The following is a 23,465-nucleotide window of genomic DNA, read 5'->3' as shown; positions in this document are numbered from 1 at the left end:
ATTGTCATGAACAACAATAACTACCGTTTTGCCTCCCATTGTTTGGGCCTGGTGTTTGCCAGTGTGTTGTTGGTTGCCTGTGGCGGCGATCAAGGCGGGCGTGAGGCTTCGTCGCCGGTAAACGATCAGCAAGACCGTGGCCCTTCGGATGAACGGGGAGCCAGCCCGGCCCCCTTTGCGAATCCGGACCTGGCGCAGTGTGTGATGGATAGCCCGTTACGGGAAGTCGGCAGTGGTCTCGATGCGCCTTCCGTTGCTCGCAATCAAACCCGGAGTGCTAATGCAGTTTCATCAGTGACGGCAGATTCTGCCTGCGCGAAGAACCGGGCGTTCCGTTTCGGCAGCGGGTTATCGGATATTACCGGCCCGGTTGCCTTGAAAAGCGGCGCCGGCTGGGAAGATACCGGGCAGGTCATGCACGGCCTTCACACACGGCAATATGCCCGGGCGTTTGCTCTTGAGTCGCCCTGCAACGGAAAACGCGTCATGTTTGTGTCGGCAGACATTGGTTTGATGTGGGGATCTATCCGCAACGGTGTTCTCAACGCCCTGGCGCAGAATCCTGAGCTGGCGGCAGCGTATACCGGTGAAAACCTCATGCTGTCGGCAACTCATACCCACAATGGGCCTGCAGGCTATGCACACCATGAAGCGGGTAACGCCCTGCACCTGGGTTTCGATGCTCTGGTATACAACACCATCGTGAATGGCATCGTCGATGCCATCGTGCGCGCGCATCAGAATATTGAAGCCAACCCCCAAACAGCACCTATCGAAATGGCGGCGGGAGAGTTGTTGAACACCAACATCAATCGCTCGCGCCCTGCATATGCGATGAACCCTGCGGATGAACGTGAGCAGTACCTGAATATTCGCGGCGAGGAGGTTGACGTCGTAAAAACCGTGGTGCAACTGAATCTGCGTCGCAAGAGTGGCAGCCCGGTCGGTGTGATCAACTGGTTTGGCGTGCACCCAACGGTCATGGGGCCGGAAATTCCCTACGTCAGCTCCGATGTCAAAGGATTTGCCTCGCTGGGTTTCGAGGACATCATGGCAACGGAGTACCGGGCTGACCCCGCCGAAGACAGTTTTGTGGCGGCCTTTGCCCAAGCGGATGAGGGCGATGCATCCCCCAACATCTTTATTAATGAATTTCCTCATCCGGATCCGCGCCGCGGCGGGGGTGAGACCCCTGTCGACTCGAACGCCATCTCCGGCACCAAACAACTGGCTCGAGCGCTGGAACTTTGGCAGAGCGGTCAGCCATTAACCGGCAGTGTGGATTATCGGCTTCTGCATGTGCAGATGAACAAGGTGACAGTTACGGATCCCGAGGTCCTTTCCGGGCTTGAGCATCCACCAGAGCTGGATGTCGCCAATAAACAAACCTGCAATGCGGCGCTCGGGGTTTCTTTCCCTGCCGGCGCGGAAGATGGCCCCGGGCCCATCAGCGAGGAAGGGCTGACCTGTAGCGCTTCGCCCGACTTGCTTAGCAGTGTCGCCGCTGACTTCGCGGGACTGACGGACATGGCGCTGCCGGTGAATCTGGTGAACGACCTTCTGCTGTGCAATGTGGAGCAGCTGCCGCTACTGGGCATGGGCTGTCACGCCGAAAAACCGGTCCTGCTCCCAACCAATCTCGGAGAAGCGGCCGATGGCGTGCCGAATGTGCTAACGGAGCTGACAGGTGTGACGGCGAATTTCGAGCCGGCGATTCACCCATTGCAGATTTTCCGTCTTGGCAACCTGGCCCTGGTGGGTCTGCCTTGGGAAGTGACGACCATGTCTGCCCGGCGTCTGCGTGAGATGGTGCTTGAAGAGATGGCGCCGGTGGGCGTCGATACCGTCGTCATTGCAGGTCTTGTGAATGGCTATATCCACTACCTGACCACGCGAGAAGAATACGCCAGCCAGCAATATGAAGGGGCCTCAACAGTCTTTGGACCCTGGAGCCTGGCTGCAGTGACCCAGGAGCTCAAAAAGCTTGCCGATTCAATGGCCCGGGGCACAGTACTGGCGGTGGGGCCGGATTTGCCCGAGGTAACTCCGGTGTTACGCAGGTCGCCCTACATCCCCAGTGACAGCCCGGGTGAGCAGGCCTTTGGCACGGTACTTCAGGAGGCACCCTCTGTGGTAGCTCCTGGCGATGAGGTTGCTGTTCGGTTTCAGGCCAGTCACCCACGGAATGACCTGATGCTGAACGACAGTTATGGGTATGCCGAGCAGCTTCAGGAAGACGGCAGCTGGCAGGTTGTGGCGACAGACCGTTCACCTGACCTGCTGTACACCTGGCACCCCCAGTTCCTGCCCCCCCTGGCCACTGAGCTGCCCTATACCGGAGCTTCAGAAGCAACGGTCAGTTGGACGTTACCACGGAATCTGACGCCCGGAACCTACCGCTTGAGGACCAAAGGTGTAGCGAGCCCGGGTGGTGCCTGGGAAGGTGCGAGTGGTGCCTTCGAAGTGGCGGGCTCACCGGCAACATGTCCTTGAGCGAGCTGTGAGGTGCTCGCAATCGGATACTTCGTTTAAGGTGGTGATTTTACCACCTGCGTTGGTGTCCGGAATCGCTGAACTACTACAGGATAGACTCAGATCGCCTTGGGGGCGATCTTCGGGGCTTCGCCCCGCCTTCGCTTTGCTGCGGCGCCCAAATCGCTTTCGCGATTTGTCGAACGCAGGTTCTCACCAAAGCTAACGGTCAAACCGTCTTTCACAAAAAAGCCCCGCGCATGGCGGGGCTCCTTTGTGAAAGATGGCCCGCCCGTCAGGATTCGAACCTGAGACCTTTGCCTCCGGAGGGCGCCGATTGGGGGCGGTTTGGAGTGAGGTCGGTGGGTCTAAATCGTTGTTCGTCAGTAACTTGCAGGTCGGGCGGAAGCTCAAAAAAATTCTTTTAACACCGCTAGTTACACGATTTATCCCAGGTTTGGGCACACACTTGTCAGGTTAGAGATGGCTCTAACAGGACAGAATGACCGCTGCTCCAACTGCTTATTTTCCAGTTTCACAGTTTACTATGCGAACTTCAAGCTCAGAAAAAATGTCTGGTTTTAACTGTCCGAAATTGGACAGTTGTCGAGCGGGGTAGTCCGAGAGTCCGCCTGTAGAAAGCTATATTTTGCGAGAGAGTATCACCCATCGGCACTCGTTAACAGTCAAGGTTGGCCGCATCAGAGGTTATCAAGAGTAACGGGGGGATTCGGCAACCACATAGCTGACACTCGGGGCGATTAGTGTAGCGTTCAGACTACCAATAGCTAAAGAGCCAGTACCTGTCAGGTCGATTGACTACAGCTGAACTTTTCCAAGTAATCGGGTGTTCTTATCTCGTCCGGCGGCACGTTAATCCGGAAAGCTGACTGCGTCGATGGGAGGGAGCTAGAAAAGCGAGGGAAAGCGACTTAGTCTGCACATCTGATTGAGTGGCCGTTGTAACGGTATGACTCGACATAGGCCATGCTTGTTAACTCTTGTATCAACCGGAGAGACTGGATTTGAGTTGTCGCTGCGGATGTGCCCTCCTGCTGTTTTTCGTCATTAGTGTTTTCCCAACCAGCCTGAAGGCTGAAGTCGTGAACCTGTCCTGGGATAACGACCTGCTTACCGGAACCGATCGCGGCTATACAAACGGGGTACGCTTTTCGTATCTGACGGACACCGCTGACGAGAACGATGGAAAGTCGGCAAGATTTGCCCGGATTCTGCGTGATGAGCTGCGCTTTCTGCCAGGTATTGGAACTGCTGATTCAAAGCAGGCGGTAAGCCTGAGTTTGCGGCAATTCATGGTTACGCCTGAAGATATTACGGTTGAAGGTCCGCAGTTCGACGACATTCCCTATGCCGGCCACCTGTCGCTCAGCGGCACTCTCTGGAGCTGGAACGCCGATACGATTACCGGCTTTGGTGCTCACATTGGCGTTATTGGGCCCGAAAGCGGTGCCGAGTCGGTTCAGAAATGGGTGCACGAAGCCACTGGAAGCGACAAGCCGCAAGGGTGGGGGAATCAGCTTGGAACCGATGTGGTGGGTGGCATACAGGCTGCGCATGGCCGAAAACTCCTGCAACTCGGGCAGGGCGGCAACATTGAACAGCGTGTGTCGGTGGTTGGATCCGGACTACTGTCGAGTTTTCGGACTTCCGCTAAAACCGGGTTGGTCTGGCAGCTTGGCAGACACCTTCCTATAAATTTTGTGCCGGACTACGCTGGTACATCCTCAACCATCGCTTTGCCGGGCTCGTTCAAGGATTCAGGCAGTAGCTGGTCAGTATATGTGGGGCTGGGGCTGGAGTATGTAGGCTATTCCTACATCGATGACAATGCCGGGGCTTACCGTTTCGACAAAGGGCCGCTGATTGGTCAGCTTGGTCTGGGTGCTACCTGGCAGTGGGATCACCTGCTGGCCGCGGTCACATTGCGTGCCTCGACCAGCGAAGACGAGCGCCATAAAGACAACTTCAGCTTTGGAACACTGTCAGTTTCTTGGGCAATATAGAAAGGTCGGTTTTGACCGTTGCTTACGGGATGTGGTGGCGCTTGTTCCTGCTGTTAAACATAAGCGAACATTCACGGCTGCTCTTTCGCACACGCTTCTTTCAACAAAAACACTTCGATATTTATCAAATCGTCTAACTGAGAAGCTGGCTTTTTGGTTTGGCTATGTACTGCAAGAAGGCCCGGGCTGTTCTTGGCGTTTGGAATGTCTTGTCAACAGCGCAAAGAAAAGCAGAACAATCAAATTGCCTCTTGCACATCTACCTACTAATAGGTAGATTAATTGGCGCATGTTTAATGACCAACAGAGGCAATCAATGAAAATCTACGATATCGAAGGCTTCCCGAACCCGCTCCGCGTTCGCATCGCTCTGGCAGAAAAAGGCGCAACAAACCAGGTGGAATTCGTCCCGGTCGATGTCATGGGCGGCGAGCACCGTTCCGAGGCGTTCAAGACGAAAAACCCGGATGCCACCGTGCCCATGCTGGAACTTGACGACGGCACCTGCATCGCCCAGTGCAATGCCATCACCGAATATATCGACGGCGTCTTTGATGGTCCGTCCCTTATGGGTACAACCCCAGCGGAGCGTGCCCGTATCGCAATGATGAATCTGCGGGCAGAAAACGGTCTGATGAACGCCGTGGGTGCCTATTTCCACCACGCGACCCCGGGGCTTGGTCCGGATCTGGAAACCTGGCAATGCGCTGAGTGGGGTAATAAACAGAAAGAAATTGCCAGCGCAACCATGGCCTACCTTGACAGCGTTCTGGCGGACAACGAGTTTCTCGCAGGCGACAGCTTCTCGGTCGCAGACATCACCGCCTTTGCCGGCCTGGGGTTTGCGGATTTCGCGAAGGTTGACATTCCCGAGTCTCTGACCAATCTCCAGGCCTGGCGCGCAAAAGTCGCAGCCCGTCCTTCAATTGCCGGGTAATCCGAAACCTTCGGATTTAATGCAAGCGCTGAAAACATGAAGGGCACAAAAGGGAGGAATATCATGGAGATTAATGCAGATTTCTCCAAACCGGTGGTTATGCATTCCGACCAGATTGAATGGCAGCCCTCGCCCATGAAAGGGGTGGAGCGGCGCATGCTGGACCGGATCGGGGACGAAGTTGCCCGCGCCACGACCATCGTGCGTTATGCGCCGGGCAGTCATTTCTCGGCGCATACCCATACCGGTGGAGAAGAATTCATCGTACTCGATGGCGTGTTCCAGGACGAGCACGGTGACTTCCCTGCTGGCACCTACGTGCGCAACCCCCCAACCACGTCACATATTCCGGGCTCTGAAACGGGCTGTACGATATTTGTGAAACTGTGGCAGTTCGACCTGGCCGACCGCACCCAGTTCAGCAAGAATATGGAGGCCGAGCTGGGCGCCCCAGTGGGCGGCGTTGCCACCGCAAAGCTGCATGAGGACGATCGTGAGATCGTGACCTACAGCCAGCTCGATGCGGGGGTGACACTGACCTCTGAGGCGCCCGGCGGAATCGAACTGCTGGTGGTCGAAGGTTCGGCTATCAGGGATGGCGAGGTGCTGGCCAGGCATGACTGGCTGCGCCTCCCTGAAGGACACAGGTTGTCCGTGACGGCCGGGGACGACGGCGCCAAGATCTGGATGAAAACGGGGCACCTGCGATTTGCCGGGGCACCGAGGGTATAAGCCCGGCAATAGCGGGATTGAAAAGGCAGACAGGTGAACAACCATGAACCGTGATACCAGAACAGCCCTGATGGATCTTGCCGAGCACACCGTCCGGTCACGGGGCTTTGACGGGTTCAGCTACGCGGATCTGGCCGAGGCCATCGGCATTCGAAAGGCCTCGATCCATTATCATTTCCCCACCAAGGCGAAGCTCTCCGAAGCCTTGATCGAGCGCTATCAGACCAGTCTGCAGCAGGGTCTGACCGAGATAGACGCAGCCCATGCCAGCGCTGGCGCGCGCCTCAAGGCACTCATTGCCCTGTACCGCGGGGCGTTGCATGATGGCCAGACCGTGTGTCTGTGCGTTGCCTTTTCGACCTGCCGCGAAAGCCTGTCCGACACCGTTATTGCCAGAGTCGGCGCCGTTCGCGCAATGGTTCTGCAGTGGATTACGGCAACGTTTGAACTGGGACAAAGGGATGGATCCGTCTCGGCCATCCTGGGTCCCGCCGATGAAGCGCAGGCGACCCTGGCGATGCTGGAAGGGGCCCACCTTGCCGCGCGCACCGAAGAAGACCTCGCCGTGTTTGATGCCGCAACGCGACTGCTGCGCGCCCGCTGCCAGTAACGACGGGACAGGAATCGCGCTTTGATGTACAGAATCGCTACGCAAATTGACTCATAACGAGCGAAAAGGAGCAAACAGATGATGAGCACCCTGAAAACAGCACTGGCAGCAGCCACGCTGTCACTCACTGTTGCAAGTACGCAGGTACTGGCAGAAACGCAAACCAGAACCATCGAGTATCAAGTCGGCGACGAGACCTTCACCGGCTACATGGCCTGGGATGATGAATTCGGGCAAAAGCGTCCGGGGGTTCTGGTGGTCCATGAATGGTGGGGGCACAATGAATTTGCCCGGAATCAGGCAGAACGACTTGCCTCGGCCGGCTATACGGCGTTTGCGCTGGATATGTATGGCTCTGGCAAACAAGCCGACCATCCCGATACCGCCCAGAAGTTCATGCAGGAAGCCACTCGGGACATGAGTCAGGTCAAGGCGCGCTTCATGAAGGCGATGGACATCCTGAAGAACCACGAAAGTGTTGATGCGTCCCGAATTGCGGCACAGGGTTATTGTTTTGGCGGCGCCGTGGTTCTCAACATGGCGCGCATGGGCGTCGATCTGGACGGCGTTGTCAGCTTCCACGGCGCGCTCGGCAGCCCCCTCACGGCTGAACCCGAGTCCGTGAAAGCCAGGATCCAGGTGTACACCGGCGGTGCCGACAAGCTGGTCCCCTCGGATCAGGTCGCGGGCCTGGTCAAGGAGATGCAGGATGCCGAAGTCGACCTGACACTGGTGAGCTTTCCCGGAGTACTGCACTCATTCACCAACCCAGGCGCCGACAAGATCGCCGAGGAGTTCGGCATGCCGGTTGGTTATGATGAAGAGGCTGCCAGCCGTTCCTGGGATGGCACCATGCGTTTCTACAAGGCCATCTTCACCCAGTAACACAAGCGAGTGCAAACAAACCGAAACCGGCAGTATTTACAGTGAATTCTGGAACACCAACCGAAAAGCATGATGAGGTGCAACATGGCAACTGAGAGTTTACCACTGTTCGATGGAGACAATCGTCCAGGCTACAAGTCGCTGGGCAACTCGGGGCTGTTCGTATCCGAACTGTGCCTGGGCACCATGACCTTCGGCGGCGATGAGGACATCTGGGGCCTGATCGGCCAGTTGCAGCAGGAACAGGCCGACGAACTCGTGAAGATCGCCCTGGAGGCGGGGGTCAACTTTATCGATACCGCCAACATCTATGGTTTCGGCGCCAGTGAGCGCATCGTCGGCCAGTCCCTGAAGAATCTCGGCGTTCGCCGCGAAGATGTGGTGCTGGCGACCAAGGTGCTCGGCCCCATGGGCGCAAGCCCCAATGCCCGTGGTGCTTCCCGCGGCCATATAATGAGCGAATGCAAGGCGAGCCTGGCGCGCCTGCAAACGGATTATATTGACCTGTACCAGATCCACGGTTTTGACCCGGCCACGCCGATCGAGGAAACTCTGGAGGCACTGAACACCCTGGTGCAGCAAGGCCATGTGCGTTACGTGGGCCTGTCCAACTGGGCCGCCTGGCAAGTGATGAAAGCCATCGGCATCACCCGGGCCCGCAACCTGTGCCCGATCATATCCATGCAAGCCTACTACACCCTCGTAGGTCGCGATCTGGAGCGGGATATTATTCCGATGCTGAAATCTGAGAACGTTGGTCTGATGGTGTGGAGCCCACTGGCCGGGGGTTACCTGTCCGGTAAATACGAGGGGCCGGACGTTTCCGAAGAAAACCGGCGCGCCAAGTTTGACTTTCCACCCGTCAACCGCGAGCGGGGCAGCGAAGTCATCAAGGTTATGCGGGAGATTGCCGATGGCAAACAGATCGACGGCGAACCGGTCAATGTGGCACAGATTGCCCTGTCATGGCTGCTACACCAGAAGCCTGTGACCAGCATCATCGTTGGCGCCAAGCGGCCCGAGCAGCTCAGGGACAATATCCGCGCGGCCCAAATCCGCTTGTCCGACGATGAACTGATAGCCCTGGATGAAGTCAGCCGCCTGCCCGAGGAGTACCCGGGCTGGATGATGGCAATGATGGCCGGGTACCGAAACTCTACCGAGTCCTGATTCCAAAACCGACCCAACCCAACCCAACCTTCACATCGTGCTGCGCCCCGACGGCGCAGCCGCTATGCTGGAAAAACCGTTAATGCTGTCAAAACTTAGACGTCCGTGCCTACTGGCCACTTCGACGACTCTCCTGGCTGCTTCAACACCTGACTTTACCGGTTCTGGTGTTGGCGGCAAAACAGGTCGTGTCTAAGGGTTATTTCAGAACTCAATCACCTTCCTGGAAGACTTAAGTGAAATGTAATTGCTAACAAAATTGGCGCTCATTCAAACCTACCTCAATCTTCCATCTGTAAGCGAAACCAAAGAGCATAAAGCGCCGGCACAAACAATAGCGTGATCAGAGTGCCGACCGCCACGCCACCGATAAGGACATAAGCCAGCGGCCCCCAGAACAGGTCAAAGGTCAGAGGAACAAACGCCAGAACGGCCGCCAGGGCGGTGAGTACCACGGGTCGGGCACGCTGGACTGCCGCCTCGACAACGGCTTCCCGGGCAGCCATCCTTGCTTTGAAGTTGTCCTGCACCTGCTGCGTCAGAATCATGGTATTTCGCATCAGGATGCCGCCCAGGCCAATCAGCCCCAGCAGCGCGGTAAAGCCAAAGGGTTGATTAAACAGCAGCAAAGCCAGCACAGCCCCGATCAGACCCAGTGGCGCGGTGGCAAGAACAGTCAATGTGCCGATAAAGGAACGCATCTGAAGCATGATAAAGATCAGCATCAACGCCAACATCACCGGTTGTAATGTCTGGATTGAAGCATTGGCTTTGGCTGATTGTTCCACCGTACCGCCGATTTCAATACGGTAACCCTCCGGCAACTGTTCGCGCAGGCCCGTCATCGCACTCCATATCTCCTTGGTAACATCCGGTGGCTGGGCACCTTCTACATCGGCCTGAACGGCCAGGAAGGGGTCACGGTTGTAACGCTTTATGACGGGGTCCTCGTAACGAACCTGCCACTTGCCCAGTTGCTGTACGGAAAGTTTGCGGCCGTCGCGGGTTTTGATCTCAAGATCTTCCGGCATGATCACTTCGCCACGGGCATTACGCGCCACCAGTTGAACGCTCCTTATGCCCTGGCGCAGTTCGGTGACGGCCACTCCGCGGAGTTGGAACTGCAGTTGCCGGGCAACTTCCGCCGGGGTCAGGCCCATCCAACCCAGGTTTTCCGGGTCCATATCAAGATAGAGAGTGGGCACACGCTCATCCCATTCGAGATGCGGCATGACGATATTCGGATGCCCGGTCATGAGAGTGCGGATCTGGTGCGCGATCTCTCTGAGTTGATCGGATTCCGGACCCAGCACACGAAAACTGACCGGCCAGACCACCGGGGGACCGTACAGCAAACGCGTCACCCGCACTCGTGCCTCCGGAAATTCACCCGCCGCGATTCTGGTTTCCAGCGCCGAGATGATGCGATCGCGCCCTTCAACGTCCTGCCCAATGGCAATCAACTTGGCAAATGCCGGGTCCGGCTGCTCGGGGTTGGCCGATACGAAGAATCGGGGTGCACCGGCACCGATGTAAGCGGAAAGGCTTTTCACCTCCGGCATGTCCATCAGAATCGCTTCCAGGCGTCTGACACTTTGATCCGTGGTGGCAATAGCGCTCCCCTGCGGAGCGTAGACACTGATCAGAACTTCGGGGCGATCAGAACTGGGGAAAAATTGCTTCTGCACCTGGGTTGCCATCCCGAAAGCACTGATCGCCAGCAAACCCACTGTGATAAAAACGACGGTTTTCCGGTACTGTACACACGCTGTGATCACTCTACGCAACCGCTGATAAAACGCGCTTTGGTAGAGGTCCTGGCCCGTATGCCCGGTGTAATCGGGCAAGAGCTTGACGCCCAGATAAGGCGTAAAAGTTACCGCCACCACCCAGGAAATCAACAACGAAAAAGCGAGCACCCAGAAGATGTTGCCGGTGTATTCTCCCACTCCGGACTGGGCAAATCCGATGGGAACAAATCCGGCCACCGTCACCAGCGTTCCAAACAGCATGGGCGCGGCTGTTACGCTCCAGGCATGACTGGCTGCCCGTACCCGGTCCCAGCCGCTCTCCATCTTCACAATCATCATTTCAATGGCGATGATCGCATCGTCCACTAACAGACCCAGTGCGATAATCAACGCACCCAGGGTGATGCGGTCCAGGTTTATGCCCGCCATTTTCATCAACAAGAAAGTCAGGCCGAGGGTCACAGGAATCGCAATGCCCACCACCAAACCCGCGCGCAGACCGATCGCCAGTATGCTAACCCCCATCACCACGACCAACGCAACCAGAAACTTGACCTGAAAAAGATCAACCGCCTGAGTGATGGCTTCCGCCTGATCGGTCAGGGTCTGTATTGACATTCCCAGCGGCAGCCTGCCCTGTTCGGCACTGACAAACTCGCGCAGCCGCTCACCAAACTCCAGGCCATTTTCACCCGCGCGCATGACGACACCTAACAGGATCGCATCCTCACCGTTGGAGCGGACGATGTAGCTCAAAGGATCTTCATAACCTAAACGCACCTCGGCCAGATCAGACACGGTGATAAGCTGGTCTCCGATACGCAGAGGTACTGAGGTGAGGCGCTCAAGGTCAGACAGGTCGATGTTGCTGCGGACATAAACCCGCGGGCCGGCAAGATCAACAAAGCCAAGAGGCTGAAGACGGTTGTTGGCCTCTATCGCCTGCAACACCTCTTCTGCCGACAAACCGAGGTTGTTGAGCCGGTCCTGATCAAATTCGAGATACACCCGCTCAGGACGCTCCGCCAGGAGCTGTGCTTTTTGCAAGCCGGGCAGCCGTTGCAAGCGATCCCGTATCGATTCTGCCTCTCGGGTCAGTTCACGCATTGGCATCCCGGGTGCCGTCAGCGCCAGCAGGGAGAAATACACATCCGCGAAATCATCGTTGACGATGGGGCCGATCACACCCCGGGGCAGATTGGGCCTCTCATCGAGCATGCGTTTGCGGACTTGATAGAAGAGGTCCGGCACTTTTTCGCTGGGCGTAGAATCCTGGAATCGGATAACCATGGCGGCCTGCCCGGGCCGGATGGTTGTTTCAATGGTATCGGTATACGCCACCTCCTGAACTCGCTTTTCCAGACGATCCACGACCTGATTCTGCAGCACCTCAGGGGTTGCTCCTGGCCAGACGACAGAAACCACCATCGCCCGGACGGTGAACGCAGGGTCTTCCGCCCTACCAAGGGAGGAGAACGCGTAGAAACCGGCAACAACGGACAGCAAAAGAAAAAAGAGGGTGACCGAACGCTCGCGCACTGCCAGCGCGGAAAGATTCGGTAAGCTCATTGAGCCAGCTCCCGCACCGCCATGCCAGGCGTGAGCAGGTGTGTCCCCAACGCGACGATGGGCGTTCCCGCGTTGATATCGGCCTTGATCTGCGCATACTCTTCACCCAGATCGATCACCTCGACCGCAAGGGGCTTCACCGTGCCATCGGAGACCAACCAGACCTGCGGCGTTTGCCCTCTCTCATCGAGGGCACCCAGCGGTACGCGATGGCTGGGCGCGGTTTGCTTCTGTGCTAACTGGACACTCACCACCGAACCCAGGGTTAAAGATGAGGGGTAGGGCCCCTCCAGGCTGTATCGGGCACGCCAGCTCCGGCTTGCCGGGTCGGCAGCCCCGGCAATCTCTCTCAGGCTCACAGCAAGCTGTTCGCCATTGGGTAAAGGAACATAACCGCGCCTGGGCGGGCTACTGCCCTCTGGCAAAAAAACCTCGACTTCCAGCGATTGATCTTCGGCCAGAACGGCAAGGGTTTGACCGACACCCACAACCTGGCCGGGTTCAACGATGACCTCAGTGACCACGCCTGCATGGGCGGCTTTCAGTTCCGCATACCCCAGGGCATTCTGAGCCTGCTGATTGCGTGCAGAAGCCGTTTGCACCTGGCTGCGCGCCTCACGCTCTGCCAATTCAAGGCGTTGCAGGGTTTGTTCGCTGACAAACTGACGCCCCACAAGTTGCTGTTGGCGCTGGAGCTCATTGGTGGTAATTGCCAGGGCCGCTTCTGCACGCTTCAGATCCGCGGCGGCTCCCTCCGCCGTTGCTACAAGGTCTCGTGTATCGAGTTTGAACAGTAAGTCGCCTTTTTCCACGCGTTGACCGGCATCAATGTAACGATGTTGAATCCGACCGGCGATCTGAAAGGCCTGAGGAACTTCGTGGCGGCCTCGCAGGGTTCCTGAAAATCTGTGCGTTGTTGGGCCGGCGTCCTTTAGTTCAACTGTTTTTACCCAGGGGATAGGGGCGCGGGCCTCTGGGGGCGGTTCCGAAGACTGCTGACAACCAGACAGAATGAGCAGCGAGATAAACAGTGTCAGCATACAGCGCATGGCAGGTGTCCCGATTGGCAAAATCAAGGTGTGGGTATCAGTTCTCGCGGTGTCTGGACAAAGCAAGTTGCAGGATGGCATCGCGAACGGCTTCCTTCTGTTCCATGGGCAGAAAATGAGTCGTACCCTCAAGAACCCTCACGTCAGCCGAGGGCAACAAGGTCTGCAGACGTTTTTGCGCCGCCGGCGAGAAGGTTGACCCGCGTTCCGCCGCCAGCGCGATAACCGGGCACCGCAACTGACGAATACCGGGCCAGGGGTTGTGTTCGGTATGGGCAAAGGTGGTGCTCTCCCACTCCGGCGCACACGCCAGGCGAACTTGATCGTCCTGCGGCAGAAAAGCGTGTTGGATGTAGGCCTCCAGCCATGCATCGGGCCAGGTCTTGAAGCCACCGCGGCCCCGATAGTTGTCCAGCGCAGCAGCGTGCGAGTCGAATACCCGGCGCCGACGTGCGGCTCCGGCGGCCAGTGACAACCGATGTGACTGGCGTAGCAGCTTGGCCAGCCACAACTTCAGGCCCTGCCCCGGATCCATGATCACCGGTTCCGCCAGAATCAGGCCCAGCACTTTGTCTGGCCGTCGGGCAGCGGCCATGATGCTGGTGGTGGCACCGATAGAATGGCCGGCGAGCCAGACCGGCTCGTCCAGGCTACCCAGCAGAGCGGTCATGTCGCGATAGTAGGTTTCCCAGCCCCGGAATGTCGAAAAGTTCGCCGCACCGGCGCTGGCCCCGTGCCCCCGCATGTCCCAGGCCAGGACATTGACGTCCGTGGCAAGCCCATCAAGGAGGGGGCGGTACAGGCGGCCATGGAAACCCGTTGCATGCGCCCAGTGCACCGTGGGGCGCGCTTTGGATTGCGGCCAGCGCCACAGTGCGATCTCCGCGCCATCCGGCGCCTGGAATTGGTCGCGTTCAGGGTTGTTGTGCTTATTGTTCATGAAGATCTGCTTCTTTGGCCGCCACTGTCGGGAGCAACAACTGAACCTGACCGCTGGCGATCGGTTTGCGCTTATCGCCCTGCCAGCAGGTCACCCGGACCAGGCTGCTCCGCCTGCCTTGTCGAACAATTTCGGCGCTGGCGAACGTCGATCGGGCCTGCGCGGAACGGAGGTAGTTAATGTGGCTGTCGAGAATGCGTGGGCAACGTTTGTCGGTATCCTGGCTTTGCGCAGCGACCCGCGCGGTGAGTTCGATCAGGGCGCCAAGCACGCCGCCATGGAGGGCGGGTAGCATAAAGTTGCCAATGAGCGCTTCACGACACGGCATATGAACCACTAGACCTACATCGTCGCGTTGAACCTCAAGCCCAAGGTGCCGTGCGTAGGGAATGCGCTCCAGCAGAGCCTGCCAGTCGGAACATTCTTTCCCGCTTTCGGTAGGGCCTGAGATGGGTTGTGCCGAATCGCCAGTCGTGCTCATGCGCCCTCCTTTTTTCGTCCACCGGCCTGGAATCGCTGGCCCTGGGTGTTGCGCATGAAGGTGGCGTTTGCCGTCGCTAACAGTGCACTATCGCTCTCGCTGAGGATGTCGCAATGGATGAACGCGACCTCGTCCGTTAAATGACGACAGGTGGCCACCGCCAAGAGGGCACGGTCGCCGATGGCGGGCCGCAGATAATCCATGCGCAGATCCAGCGTGGCAATGGGCATCAACTCCAGGGCCCCCGCGAATACCGCCAAGCCTCCGGCGGAGTCGGCCAGCGAGTAGAGCACGCTGGTGCAGATTTCTTTTGTATCCTCTTCGGCGAACATCCACGGCTGTGGGGTCAGGCGCATGCAGACCTGGTTTCCGTTCACAGAGACAACCTGCATACCCAGATCCCTGCCGTGGGGAACCTGTTCGGTGAACTGCCACGCCGTCGTCACAGCGTCACTGTGCTGAGCTCTGTTCGACTCCGTCATCAGATCTGCCCACCCCGGTTTGCATTTCGCACAGGGGCGGAAGTGGCGGGAAACAGCTGATTGTCATATGTCATTGCCATGTCAGTTTCTTCCGAATAACATTGTTGCTGGATTTTGGTTGGTTAACCAACCAAAAGTCAAGAATCTGTTGAGGCAAATGGCACGCCACCCGTGCAATGGCGTACGATCAGTGTAACAAGTCAGGTGGTGGCCGCTCTGATGAATAACGAACTGGCTTGCTGAGGAGATACTTAAGCGATGGTTAACAGACAGATGGCTCCTCCAAGCAAACTGGGCGACCAGGGCGACGTTTTGTCTAACGCAGCCAGGCTTTTTCGTGAGAAAGGCTTTGAAAGGACGTCGCTCAAGGAGATTGCCGAGGCCTGCAATATGCTGCCCGGAAGTCTGTATTATCGTTACAACAGCAAGGAAGCGCTGCTTGTCGAGCTGATGCGCCGGGGGGTGGACCTGGTTACCGCAGAGGTCGAGTCGGCTTACGCCAGTTCGGATGACCCGGTTGAGCGTTTACGTCTTTGTATCAACGCGCATCTGCGAGCCCTGTTGGTCGATTCGGACGCGGTTTACGTGCTGCTGTTTGAATGGCGGGCGCTGGGCCCGGAGGCTCGCGAGGAAATCATCGAACTGCGTGACCAGTACGAGTCCCTGTGGGCCGGTATCCTCGAAACAATGATTGCGCAGGGCGTGGTCCGCAAGAATATTGATGGCCGCCTGCTTCGCCTGATCGGCCTTGGGGCGCTCAACTGGGTTGCAACCTGGTTCGACCCGAACGGGGCTCATTCACTCGACACCATTGGCGACTTGATCTGGCAGATCGCTATGGACGGTGTGATCAATAAAGGGGGGCAGGCATAGGTTCTGGCTTCACAAACGCAAGCAAGTAGCCTCTGTTTATGATCGCTAATCATGCGGATGCACGGTTTGTGATCTGACATTTTGCCTGAACTGCTCAGGCGACTGGTCAAACCAGCGCTTGAAGGCGCGTCTGAAATTGGCACTGTCGTGATAGTTCATCAACGCGGCAATGGCCTCGATTGACAGCTGGCTGTCACGCAAGTAGGTCGCTGTCTGCTGGGACAGAATCTCGTCGCGAACTTTCCGAAAACCGCTGCGTTCCTGTTTGAGTTTGCGTGCCAGGGTGCGTTTGCTCATGAACAACGAGGCTGCTGCTTCGTCTTCACTGAGCGTTCCGGGCGGTCGGGACAACATCATCATCTTCAGCTGGGTCTGATAGCTCGGTTTATCCGACTGAAGTTGCGCAAGCATCGATTCACACTGTTGCAAGGCCAGACGATAGTTTTCGTGATTGGCGGAGGCATTCGGTTCCTGACACAACGACATCGGCAACGTAAGTTTTAACTGGTCGCAATCAAAGCGAATCTGCCCGGGCAAAAAATCGGCATACATTGCCTGATACGGGGGTTCAGGATGAGCGAAGCATATTTCAGCCTCATGCAAAGGGCGACCAATTATAAACTCGCCAAATTCAAAAAGGGCCTTAACCATCGCATCCGACAGGCACCGCTGTATGTCATCGTCCAGCGACTCCTGGTAGTCCAGAATACATTCCAGGCGCTCGTTGACTTGCCGCAAATGCAGTTGGATGAAGCTCGCGCGCGTGGGCAGAAAAGTATGAATCGCTTGCAGCGCAGTGAGAAAGTCGGGGCTGCTGTAGGCCACGAATCCCATCGCACCATGGGTTGCCGGGGTCAGTCGCTTGCCTAGCCATAACCCTAATTCCGGCTGGCCGGACAAATCCAGTGCGTTGCGCAGAATCCGCACCTGCTGCGCTGCGGTAAGCAGGCTTTCCTCGCTCAGGAATTGCGTCACACCAAGCCCGGTGCCGAGCAGCAGACGTGGCAGTTGTTTGGCTGTTAAATCGAGCTCACGTGCAATGAGCCGTGAGTAATTCGATGGAATACCGGGACCGGATTTTTGCAAATCACCCGTCTTCTGCGTCGTCATCATCGATCTTCCCCGTCCTAAATGATCGTCATTTTGTCTTTAAATGACCTCAGCTTGTCAAGAAATGACCTGACAGGAGTGTCGTCAGACAGACAATATCTATTACTGAACACTACTGGCAGGAGAACAATAATGGGCAAGATTACTTTTATAGAACATGATCAAACTGAACATGTTGCTGAATTCAAAGCTGGTTCCTCGGTAATGCAAATCGCCGTTGACAATCTGATTCCCGGTATTGACGGGGATTGTGGGGGAGAGTGTGCCTGTGGTACCTGCCACGTGATCGTCTCGGACGATTGGTTCAGAAAGACAGGTACGCCTGGTGGTGAGGAAGAGCAAATGCTGTCAATGACCCCGGAGCGGGCAAGCACTTCGCGCCTGGGCTGCCAGGTGGTCATTACTGATGAAATGGACGGCATGACCGTGCATTTACCCGAGTTCCAGATGTGATCATAGGAGGACGCATGCCAACACTGTCCAAAACATTTGACGACATTCAGTCCCGAGTGATTAATGCTACCTCCAGGGTGGTGCCGATGCACAGGCAGATCCAGGGGCTGAAACTGTTAATGGGCGCCAAGAAGAAGGCCTTCGGCCCACGCCGGCCGGTGCCCGAATTTGTTGAATCAGTCATCCCGGACGTTAACACGCTGGCCCTTGAGGACATCGATGTCAGCAATCCATTTTTGTATCGGCAGGATCAGTGGCGCGCCTATTTCAAACGGTTGCGCGATGAGGCTCCGGCGCATTACCAGAAGAACAGCCCCTTCGGCCCCTTTTGGTCGGTGACTCGCTTTGAGGACATCATGTTCGTAGACAAGAGTCACGACCTGTTTTCCGCCGAGCCGCAAATCATATTAGGCGACCCTCCAGAGGGGCTGTCGGTGGAAATGTTCATAGCCATGGATCCGCCAAAACACGATGTGCAGCGCAGCTCGGTTCAAGGCGTGGTGGCACCGAAGAACCTGAAGGAAATGGAGGAGCTGATCCGATCGCGTACCGGCGATGTGCTTGACAGCCTGCCTCTGGGCCAGCCCTTCAACTGGGTGCCCACTGTATCGAAGGAACTCACCGGTCGCATGCTCGCAACCCTTCTGGATTTTCCTTACGAGGAACGTCACAAGCTGGTTGAGTGGTCGGATCGGATGGCCGGGGCAGCATCGGCAACCGGCGGCGAGTATGCCGAAGAAGAGATCATGTTTGACGACGCGGCTGACATGGCCTGGTCCTTCTCCAGGCTCTGGAGGGATAAGGAAGCGCGCCGCGCGGCGGGCGAAGAGCCCGGTTTCGATTTGATCAGCCTGCTACAGAGCAACGACGACACCAAAGATCTGATCAATCGCCCGATGGAGTTTATCGGCAATCTGACGCTGCTTATCGTTGGCGGCAATGATACCACTCGCAACTCAATGAGTGGTGGCCTGGTGGCCATGAACGAATTCCCAAAGGAGTTCGAAAAACTGAAGGCAAAACCGGAACTGATTCCGAACATGGTGTCGGAAATCATCCGCTGGCAAACGCCGCTGGCCTATATGCGCCGAGTCGCCAAGCAAGATGTTGAGCTGGGCGGCCAGACCATCAAAAAGGGCGATCGCGTTGTGATGTGGTACGCCTCGGGCAACCGTGACGAGCGCAAGTTCGAGGACCCCGATCACTTCATTATCGATCGCAAGGACGCACGAAACCATATGTCATTTGGCTACGGTGTTCACCGTTGCATGGGCAACCGCCTGGCCGAATTGCAACTGCGTATCCTATGGGAAGAGATTCTCAAACGCTTTGACAAGATCGAAGTCGTCGGCGAGCCGGAGCGCGTGCAGTCCAACTTCGTGCGGGGCTATTCGGAGCTGATGGTCCAGCTGACACCAAAAAGTTAATGAACAGGCTAACCAGGATGACGACCGAACAATTTGACTATGTCGTGGTTGGCGCGGGCTCGGCCGGATGTGCTGTCGCCAGCCGCCTGTCGGAGAGCGGTCGCCATTCTGTGCTGCTGCTTGAAGCCGGTCCGGAGAGCCGCCGCAACCCTTTCGTGAACATGCCGCTGGGTTTCCTGCAGCTAATGTTCAGCCGCCGCTACAACTGGCAGTTCAATACCGAACCGCAGCGTCACATGCACGACCGGGCGCTTTTTCAGCCGCGGGGCAAGATGCTTGGCGGTTCCAGCGGCATGAACGCGCAGGTCTATATTCGCGGGCATGCCCGGGACTACGACGAGTGGGCACGGCTGGGGTGCAAAGGGTGGTCATACGCCGAGGTGTTGCCCTACTTCCGCCGATCGGAACATTTCGAGCCCAAACTTACGCCGAATGAGGCAGAATTTCATGGTCAGGGTGGTCCGCTGAACGTTGCCGAGCGCCGCTATACCAATCCGCTGAGCACGGCGTTTGTCGAGGCGGCGACCCAGGCAAAGTACCGGCTCAATACAGATTTCAACGGCAGTGAGCAGGAGGGCGTGGGCTTCTACTACGCCTACCAGAAAGACGGCACACGCTGTAGCAACGCGCGGGCCTATCTCGAACCCGCCACGGCGCGTTCCAACCTGACGGTTTGCAGCGGCGCGTATGTCACCCGGGTGCTACTCGAAGACACCCGCGCCACCGGTGTCGAATACCGCGATACAAAGGGGCTGACGCAGGTCCGTGCCGGGCGCGAAGTTGTGCTCTGCGGCGGCGCGTTCAACTCGCCGCAACTGCTGATGCTGTCCGGGATCGGTCCGCGGGAGGAACTGTCCCGGCATGGCATAGAACTGCGCCATGCGTTGGGGGGCGTCGGGCAGAATCTTCAGGATCATATCGACGTGTTCGTGCGCGTCAGCGCCCGCAGCCGCCAAAGCATCTCGATGCATCCGAGTTACTGGCTCAAGGGGCTGTGGGGCGCTCTGACGTATCTGAGCGGCCGGCGGGGCGTGCTGTCGAGCAACGGCGCCGAGGCCGGCGGGTTCATCCGCTCCCGGCCCGAGGAGCCGGTACCCGACCTGCAGCTGCACTTCGCGCCAATGCTGTACGACGATCACGGGCGAGACCTGAAGACCGCGATGAGCGGTTATGGCTACGCGGTGATGATCTACGGGCTCAGGCCGTCGTCGCGCGGGCGCGTCGGTCTGCACAGTGCCGACCCGTTTGCCGCGCCGCTGATCGACCCCAACTACATGGCCGAGTCCGCCGATGTCGAGCGACTGGTGCGCGGTGTCCACCTGGTGCGCAAGATCCTGGCGCAGGCGGCGTTTGCCCCGCACCACGAGGTTGAGGTCTTGCCCGGGCCGGCGCTGCAGAATGACGACGATCTCGCCGCATGGGTACGGCGCAGCGGTGAATCAGCGTACCACCCGGTTGGCACCTGCAAGATGGGTGTTGATCCGATGGCGGTGGTCGATCCGCGCCTGCGCGTGCATGGCCTGCAATGCCTGCGGGTGGTCGATGCCTCCATCATGCCGACGCTGGTCGGCGGAAACACCAATCAGCCGGCAACCATGATCGGCGAGAAAGGTGCCGCGATGATACTTGAGGATGCCGGGGAGATGGTCGGCTGAGCTCCGCGCGCGCGGGCGTCACAGGGCTCAGTTGGCATCTGGACTTCTGATCAATCTGATTCCAAAGAACAGTAGAAAGAGACAGGCTATGGCAAACCAACAGAAAGAGACGACAGTCATCGTTGGCGGCGGGCACGCAGCAGGTGCGCTCCTGACAACCTTGCTGCAAAAGAAATATCAACATGAAGTGGTCCTGGTGGGCGAAGAGCCACATCCACCCTATCAGCGGCCGCCCCTGTCCAAGAACTACCTGGCAGGCGAGGTGGATCAGGAGTCGCTGTACCTCAAGCCGCGCTCGGTGTACGAGAACGCCGGCCATCAGTTGCGGCTCGGTGTACGTGCCGAACAAATTGATCGGGACAACAAGACCATCAGTTTGTCGGACCAGAGCACATTGAAATACGATCGACTGGTCCTGGCCACGGGGTCACACGTTCGACGCCTGAACGCACCCGGGGCTGACTTGAAGGGCATTCATTACCTACATGACATAGCTGACTCGGATGCCCTGCGTGAACAACTGGTTCCGGGGAAACGCTTGGTCATCGTGGGTGGTGGTTACATTGGCCTTGAAGTGGCATCCAGCGCTACCAAAAAAGGCGTTGATGTCACGGTACTGGAAGCGGCCGAGCGTCTTATGCAGCGTGTAACAGGCCCGGAAATGTCGGAGTTTTTTTACACCAAACACAGTAACGCTGGCGTGGATCTACGCCTGAACACGGCGGTAACCGGTTTCGAAGCTAGCGATCAGGGGCATGTGGCTGGCGTGACATTGGCGAGCGGCGGCACTGTACCGGCCGACATAGTGCTCGTTTCAGTGGGTGTGGCGCCAGAAACCGCCCTGGCTGAGGCCGCCGGCCTGCCCTGTGATGACGGCATTATTGTTGACGAGTTTACCCGCACAGAAGATCCAGCCATCCTGGCGATCGGCGACTGTACCCGCCACCGGAATCTTTTCTTCGAGAAGATGCAGCGCCTTGAATCTGTCGCCAACGCGGTTGATCAGGCCCGGACAGTGGCGGCAACCCTGATGGGCGAGAAGAAACCCTATAATAGCGCTCCATGGTTCTGGTCGAACCAGTATGACGTGCGTCTGCAGATGGTGGGGTTGTCGCAATATCATGATCAGCGTGTGCTGCGCGGAAGCCCGGAAGACAAGGGATTTGCGGTGTTTTATCTCCGCGACGGCTGTGTCATTGCTGTTGATGCGGTTAACCTGCCCATCGCTTTTATGGTCGGCAAGACCCTCGTTCAACAACGCAGGCAGGTCAATCCTGAAATGTTGAAGGATCCGGATATTGAACTGAAGTCCTTGGTGAGCGGTCAGTCCATAAATTGAAATTGACGACCGAGTAGAGCTGTGCCCTTAGTTTGCCCAAAATTGCGAAAGCAATGCACAACTCATACGGCCTATGGATATCATATCCTACGACCGACAGCTTTCAGTGAGCGCAAAGAATGCGTGAGCCACAACCGGCGGAATTTCCCGTAGCCAGACACATTACTGTTGCTCTGGTAAACCGAGAGCACCATAGCGGTGAAATAATTCTCTATATATCCCACTAATAACCTCACCTTGCAATTACCGACGAAAATATGAACTTGATTTTATCCACAAAGATAAAGCGAAGTCTCTATCGGCCATTATGGGTAGAGGTTCCGATCACTCAATCCTTCATAAGCAACATCGCCCATTCGGTGTCGACCTCTTGTTTTGGTTCATCTGAGCATATGCTTTTTCATGCGGATGGGTGGTGGCAGCCAAGACAGGGCTTTTCAGACTGCAAGCTTCAAGCGGTGTGTAAATCAAACACAGTAAGATTCCGGCTTATTGATGGTGGACATCAAGAACCGATAGTTACGAGCGGTATTAATGTTAAGACACTTGCTCGATTAAATGAAACTTGCGGGACTACTGAAAAGGTTTTCTATAGTAAGGACGTGCCGGTCCTGATGGCTATATACTACTCGACTAAACGATACGAGACCTTTAAATGATGCATAAGGCTGGGGCTATATACCTAAGGAAGATCTGAATAACCGCTGGTTTTTGCCCCTTTTCCGCAATCTTGGCGGAAAAGGGGCGCATTGGTCTTACGCTGCAGGTTTTTTATCAATCAGCAGGTTGCTGAAAGCGACCAGCAAATGCAGACGGTTGGTATACTTGGCATTTAAAAGCGATATGCAACACCGATGCTCACGATAGTGGGGTCCACTTCCACTTTTGCCTGAACAGGGGCCGGGCCCAGGTTACCGGTGATATCCGCCTCGAAGGGTGCATATCTAACGTCAAAATTTGCCGACCAGTTATTGTGTATCCTCCAGCGAAAACCAGCCTGAACCGCAGGGGCCCATGTATCTTCGACGTCGAAGTCGGTTAGTGCGCGATCCTTCTCATCTAAAAAGAGAATCCGTCCTACACCCGCTCCAAAGTACGGAGAGAAGTTGCTACCCGTCAAAACATGATACTGAAGCGAAAGAATTACCGGACCATAATCTGTTTGACCAAGAAAAAGACCGGAGAGAGACTCTTCGCCCTGGAGGTCCGCACTAGCGGGAATGCCGCCAAAAATGTTAAATGCCAGCTGATTACTCAGAAAATACGACACGTCGAATGATACGGTCGTATCGTTGTTAATAGACAGGTTGGAATTTGGAACGGGGGCACTCCCCGCAGAGGCTGATCGCAAATCTTCATCGGTTAGAACTCTAGTGGCATTCAGCCCAACCACCCAGTCGCCTCTACTGTAAACCGGCTCAGATTGAGCGTTGGCCAGGCTCGCAGCAAGTGAAAGTAAAAGGAACGCCACTAACGAGACTTTACTAATTATTTTAGGTTTCATTT

At 56.8% G+C, this 23,465-nt stretch carries 19 protein-coding genes and 1 tRNA gene; 12 read left to right on the top strand and 8 right to left on the bottom strand.

Annotated features, from left to right (window positions below):
* Positions 1-6 precede the first annotated feature (6 nt).
* Positions 7-2,493 (top strand): neutral/alkaline non-lysosomal ceramidase N-terminal domain-containing protein, encoded by a 2,487-nt coding sequence (locus tag Q0Y21_RS17905; RefSeq protein WP_297798313.1) that lies wholly within the window; start codon positions 7-9, stop codon positions 2,491-2,493.
* 263 nt (positions 2,494-2,756) lie between these two features.
* Here the strand turns inward: Q0Y21_RS17905 and Q0Y21_RS17900 are convergent.
* Positions 2,757-2,878, bottom strand: a tRNA-OTHER gene (locus Q0Y21_RS17900).
* A 619-nt stretch (positions 2,879-3,497) separates the two neighbouring features.
* Here Q0Y21_RS17900 and Q0Y21_RS17895 point away from each other — a divergent pair.
* The 6 genes from Q0Y21_RS17895 (at position 3,498) to Q0Y21_RS17870 (ending at position 8,830) form a co-directional block, all read left to right on the top strand.
* Positions 3,498-4,496 (top strand): lipid A deacylase LpxR family protein, encoded by a 999-nt coding sequence (locus Q0Y21_RS17895; RefSeq protein WP_058091237.1) that lies wholly within the window; start codon positions 3,498-3,500, stop codon positions 4,494-4,496.
* Between the two features lie 316 nt (positions 4,497-4,812).
* Positions 4,813-5,433, top strand: a complete 621-nt coding sequence (locus Q0Y21_RS17890) for a glutathione S-transferase (RefSeq protein WP_041654905.1) — start codon at positions 4,813-4,815, stop codon at positions 5,431-5,433.
* A gap of 63 nt (positions 5,434-5,496) precedes the next feature.
* Complete coding sequence (locus Q0Y21_RS17885; RefSeq protein WP_297798308.1) at positions 5,497-6,165, top strand: cupin domain-containing protein; 669 nt, start codon at positions 5,497-5,499, stop codon at positions 6,163-6,165.
* Between the two features lie 43 nt (positions 6,166-6,208).
* On the top strand, positions 6,209-6,775 hold the full coding sequence (locus tag Q0Y21_RS17880) for a TetR/AcrR family transcriptional regulator (RefSeq protein ID WP_008170337.1): 567 nt from the start codon (positions 6,209-6,211) through the stop codon (positions 6,773-6,775).
* A 78-nt stretch (positions 6,776-6,853) separates the two neighbouring features.
* A complete protein-coding gene (locus tag Q0Y21_RS17875; RefSeq protein ID WP_008170335.1) occupies positions 6,854-7,660 on the top strand; it encodes a dienelactone hydrolase family protein in 807 nt (268 codons plus the stop codon).
* An 84-nt stretch (positions 7,661-7,744) separates the two neighbouring features.
* Positions 7,745-8,830, top strand: coding sequence for an aldo/keto reductase (locus Q0Y21_RS17870; RefSeq protein ID WP_058091238.1), 1,086 nt, complete (start codon positions 7,745-7,747; stop codon positions 8,828-8,830).
* 281 nt (positions 8,831-9,111) lie between these two features.
* On the opposite strand, the gene Q0Y21_RS17865 is transcribed toward Q0Y21_RS17870, so the two are convergent.
* Genes Q0Y21_RS17865 through Q0Y21_RS17845 form a run of 5 tightly spaced genes read right to left on the bottom strand, consistent with a single transcriptional unit; the run spans position 9,112 to position 15,102 of the window.
* A complete protein-coding gene (locus Q0Y21_RS17865) occupies positions 9,112-12,150 on the bottom strand; it encodes an efflux RND transporter permease subunit (protein WP_058091239.1) in 3,039 nt (1,012 codons plus the stop codon).
* Complete coding sequence (locus tag Q0Y21_RS17860; RefSeq protein ID WP_227510245.1) at positions 12,147-13,190, bottom strand: efflux RND transporter periplasmic adaptor subunit; 1,044 nt, start codon at positions 13,188-13,190, stop codon at positions 12,147-12,149. Before Q0Y21_RS17860 ends, Q0Y21_RS17865 begins: the two co-directional genes overlap by 4 nt.
* A 46-nt stretch (positions 13,191-13,236) precedes the next feature.
* Positions 13,237-14,139 carry an alpha/beta hydrolase gene (locus Q0Y21_RS17855; protein ID WP_014422286.1) on the bottom strand — a complete coding sequence of 301 codons (903 nt, stop codon included), beginning with the start codon at positions 14,137-14,139 and terminating at the stop codon, positions 13,237-13,239.
* A complete protein-coding gene (locus tag Q0Y21_RS17850; protein WP_014422287.1) occupies positions 14,129-14,620 on the bottom strand; it encodes a PaaI family thioesterase in 492 nt (163 codons plus the stop codon). Before Q0Y21_RS17850 ends, Q0Y21_RS17855 begins: the two co-directional genes overlap by 11 nt.
* Positions 14,617-15,102: a PaaI family thioesterase gene (locus Q0Y21_RS17845; RefSeq protein ID WP_014422288.1), complete on the bottom strand. Its 486-nt coding sequence runs from the start codon at positions 15,100-15,102 to the stop codon at positions 14,617-14,619. The genes Q0Y21_RS17850 and Q0Y21_RS17845 overlap by 4 nt, the downstream gene beginning before the upstream one ends.
* Positions 15,103-15,360: 258 nt before the next feature.
* Here Q0Y21_RS17845 and Q0Y21_RS17840 point away from each other — a divergent pair, with 258 nt between their 5' ends.
* The gene (locus tag Q0Y21_RS17840; protein ID WP_014422289.1) at positions 15,361-15,975 is read left to right on the top strand and encodes a TetR/AcrR family transcriptional regulator; all 615 of its coding nucleotides are present in this window, start codon (positions 15,361-15,363) and stop codon (positions 15,973-15,975) included.
* 45 nt (positions 15,976-16,020) lie between these two features.
* Here the strand turns inward: Q0Y21_RS17840 and Q0Y21_RS17835 are convergent, their stop codons facing one another.
* Entirely contained in the window at positions 16,021-17,088 is a 1,068-nt protein-coding gene (locus tag Q0Y21_RS17835; protein WP_014422290.1) for an AraC family transcriptional regulator, read from the bottom strand.
* Between the two features lie 129 nt (positions 17,089-17,217).
* Here Q0Y21_RS17835 and Q0Y21_RS17830 point away from each other — a divergent pair, with 129 nt between their 5' ends.
* The 4 genes from Q0Y21_RS17830 to Q0Y21_RS17815 all read left to right on the top strand — a co-directional run bounded on the left by Q0Y21_RS17830 (position 17,218) and on the right by Q0Y21_RS17815 (position 21,959).
* A complete protein-coding gene (locus Q0Y21_RS17830; protein WP_008170311.1) occupies positions 17,218-17,538 on the top strand; it encodes a 2Fe-2S iron-sulfur cluster-binding protein in 321 nt (106 codons plus the stop codon).
* Between the two features lie 14 nt (positions 17,539-17,552).
* Complete coding sequence (locus Q0Y21_RS17825; protein ID WP_297798297.1) at positions 17,553-18,965, top strand: cytochrome P450; 1,413 nt, start codon at positions 17,553-17,555, stop codon at positions 18,963-18,965.
* A 17-nt stretch (positions 18,966-18,982) separates the two neighbouring features.
* A complete protein-coding gene (locus Q0Y21_RS17820) occupies positions 18,983-20,620 on the top strand; it encodes a choline dehydrogenase (protein WP_227663913.1) in 1,638 nt (545 codons plus the stop codon).
* Positions 20,621-20,708: 88 nt separating this feature from the next.
* Positions 20,709-21,959 carry an FAD-dependent oxidoreductase gene (locus Q0Y21_RS17815; RefSeq protein ID WP_091642696.1) on the top strand — a complete coding sequence of 417 codons (1,251 nt, stop codon included), beginning with the start codon at positions 20,709-20,711 and terminating at the stop codon, positions 21,957-21,959.
* An 832-nt stretch (positions 21,960-22,791) separates the two neighbouring features.
* Here the strand turns inward: Q0Y21_RS17815 and Q0Y21_RS17810 are convergent.
* Positions 22,792-23,463 carry an OmpW family outer membrane protein gene (locus Q0Y21_RS17810; protein ID WP_008170303.1) on the bottom strand — a complete coding sequence of 224 codons (672 nt, stop codon included), beginning with the start codon at positions 23,461-23,463 and terminating at the stop codon, positions 22,792-22,794.
* Between the last annotated feature and the right edge of the window lie 2 nt (positions 23,464-23,465).

This window comes from uncultured Marinobacter sp., from assembly GCF_947259545.1.
In the GTDB taxonomy this organism is placed as follows: Bacteria; Pseudomonadota; Gammaproteobacteria; order Pseudomonadales; family Oleiphilaceae; genus Marinobacter.
The sequence above is the reverse complement of the archived record's forward strand: the minus strand, read 5'-3'. Positions and strand labels throughout refer to the sequence as shown.

Coding starts and splice junctions, on each gene's coding strand:
- Q0Y21_RS17845 (WP_014422288.1), bottom strand. CDS start 15,102: ATGACGGAGTCGAACAGAGCTCAGCACAGTGACGCTGTGACGACGGCG.
- Q0Y21_RS17830 (WP_008170311.1), top strand. CDS start 17,218: ATGGGCAAGATTACTTTTATAGAACATGATCAAACTGAACATGTTGCT.
- Q0Y21_RS17840 (WP_014422289.1), top strand. CDS start 15,361: ATGGTTAACAGACAGATGGCTCCTCCAAGCAAACTGGGCGACCAGGGC.
- Q0Y21_RS17850 (WP_014422287.1), bottom strand. CDS start 14,620: ATGAGCACGACTGGCGATTCGGCACAACCCATCTCAGGCCCTACCGAA.
- Q0Y21_RS17860 (WP_227510245.1), bottom strand. CDS start 13,190: ATGCTGACACTGTTTATCTCGCTGCTCATTCTGTCTGGTTGTCAGCAG.
- Q0Y21_RS17905 (WP_297798313.1), top strand. CDS start 7: ATGAACAACAATAACTACCGTTTTGCCTCCCATTGTTTGGGCCTGGTG.
- Q0Y21_RS17890 (WP_041654905.1), top strand. CDS start 4,813: ATGAAAATCTACGATATCGAAGGCTTCCCGAACCCGCTCCGCGTTCGC.
- Q0Y21_RS17880 (WP_008170337.1), top strand. CDS start 6,209: ATGAACCGTGATACCAGAACAGCCCTGATGGATCTTGCCGAGCACACC.
- Q0Y21_RS17820 (WP_227663913.1), top strand. CDS start 18,983: ATGACGACCGAACAATTTGACTATGTCGTGGTTGGCGCGGGCTCGGCC.
- Q0Y21_RS17810 (WP_008170303.1), bottom strand. CDS start 23,463: ATGAAACCTAAAATAATTAGTAAAGTCTCGTTAGTGGCGTTCCTTTTA.
- Q0Y21_RS17855 (WP_014422286.1), bottom strand. CDS start 14,139: ATGAACAATAAGCACAACAACCCTGAACGCGACCAATTCCAGGCGCCG.
- Q0Y21_RS17870 (WP_058091238.1), top strand. CDS start 7,745: ATGGCAACTGAGAGTTTACCACTGTTCGATGGAGACAATCGTCCAGGC.
- Q0Y21_RS17825 (WP_297798297.1), top strand. CDS start 17,553: ATGCCAACACTGTCCAAAACATTTGACGACATTCAGTCCCGAGTGATT.
- Q0Y21_RS17875 (WP_008170335.1), top strand. CDS start 6,854: ATGATGAGCACCCTGAAAACAGCACTGGCAGCAGCCACGCTGTCACTC.
- Q0Y21_RS17815 (WP_091642696.1), top strand. CDS start 20,709: ATGGCAAACCAACAGAAAGAGACGACAGTCATCGTTGGCGGCGGGCAC.
- Q0Y21_RS17835 (WP_014422290.1), bottom strand. CDS start 17,088: ATGATGACGACGCAGAAGACGGGTGATTTGCAAAAATCCGGTCCCGGT.
- Q0Y21_RS17865 (WP_058091239.1), bottom strand. CDS start 12,150: ATGAGCTTACCGAATCTTTCCGCGCTGGCAGTGCGCGAGCGTTCGGTC.
- Q0Y21_RS17885 (WP_297798308.1), top strand. CDS start 5,497: ATGGAGATTAATGCAGATTTCTCCAAACCGGTGGTTATGCATTCCGAC.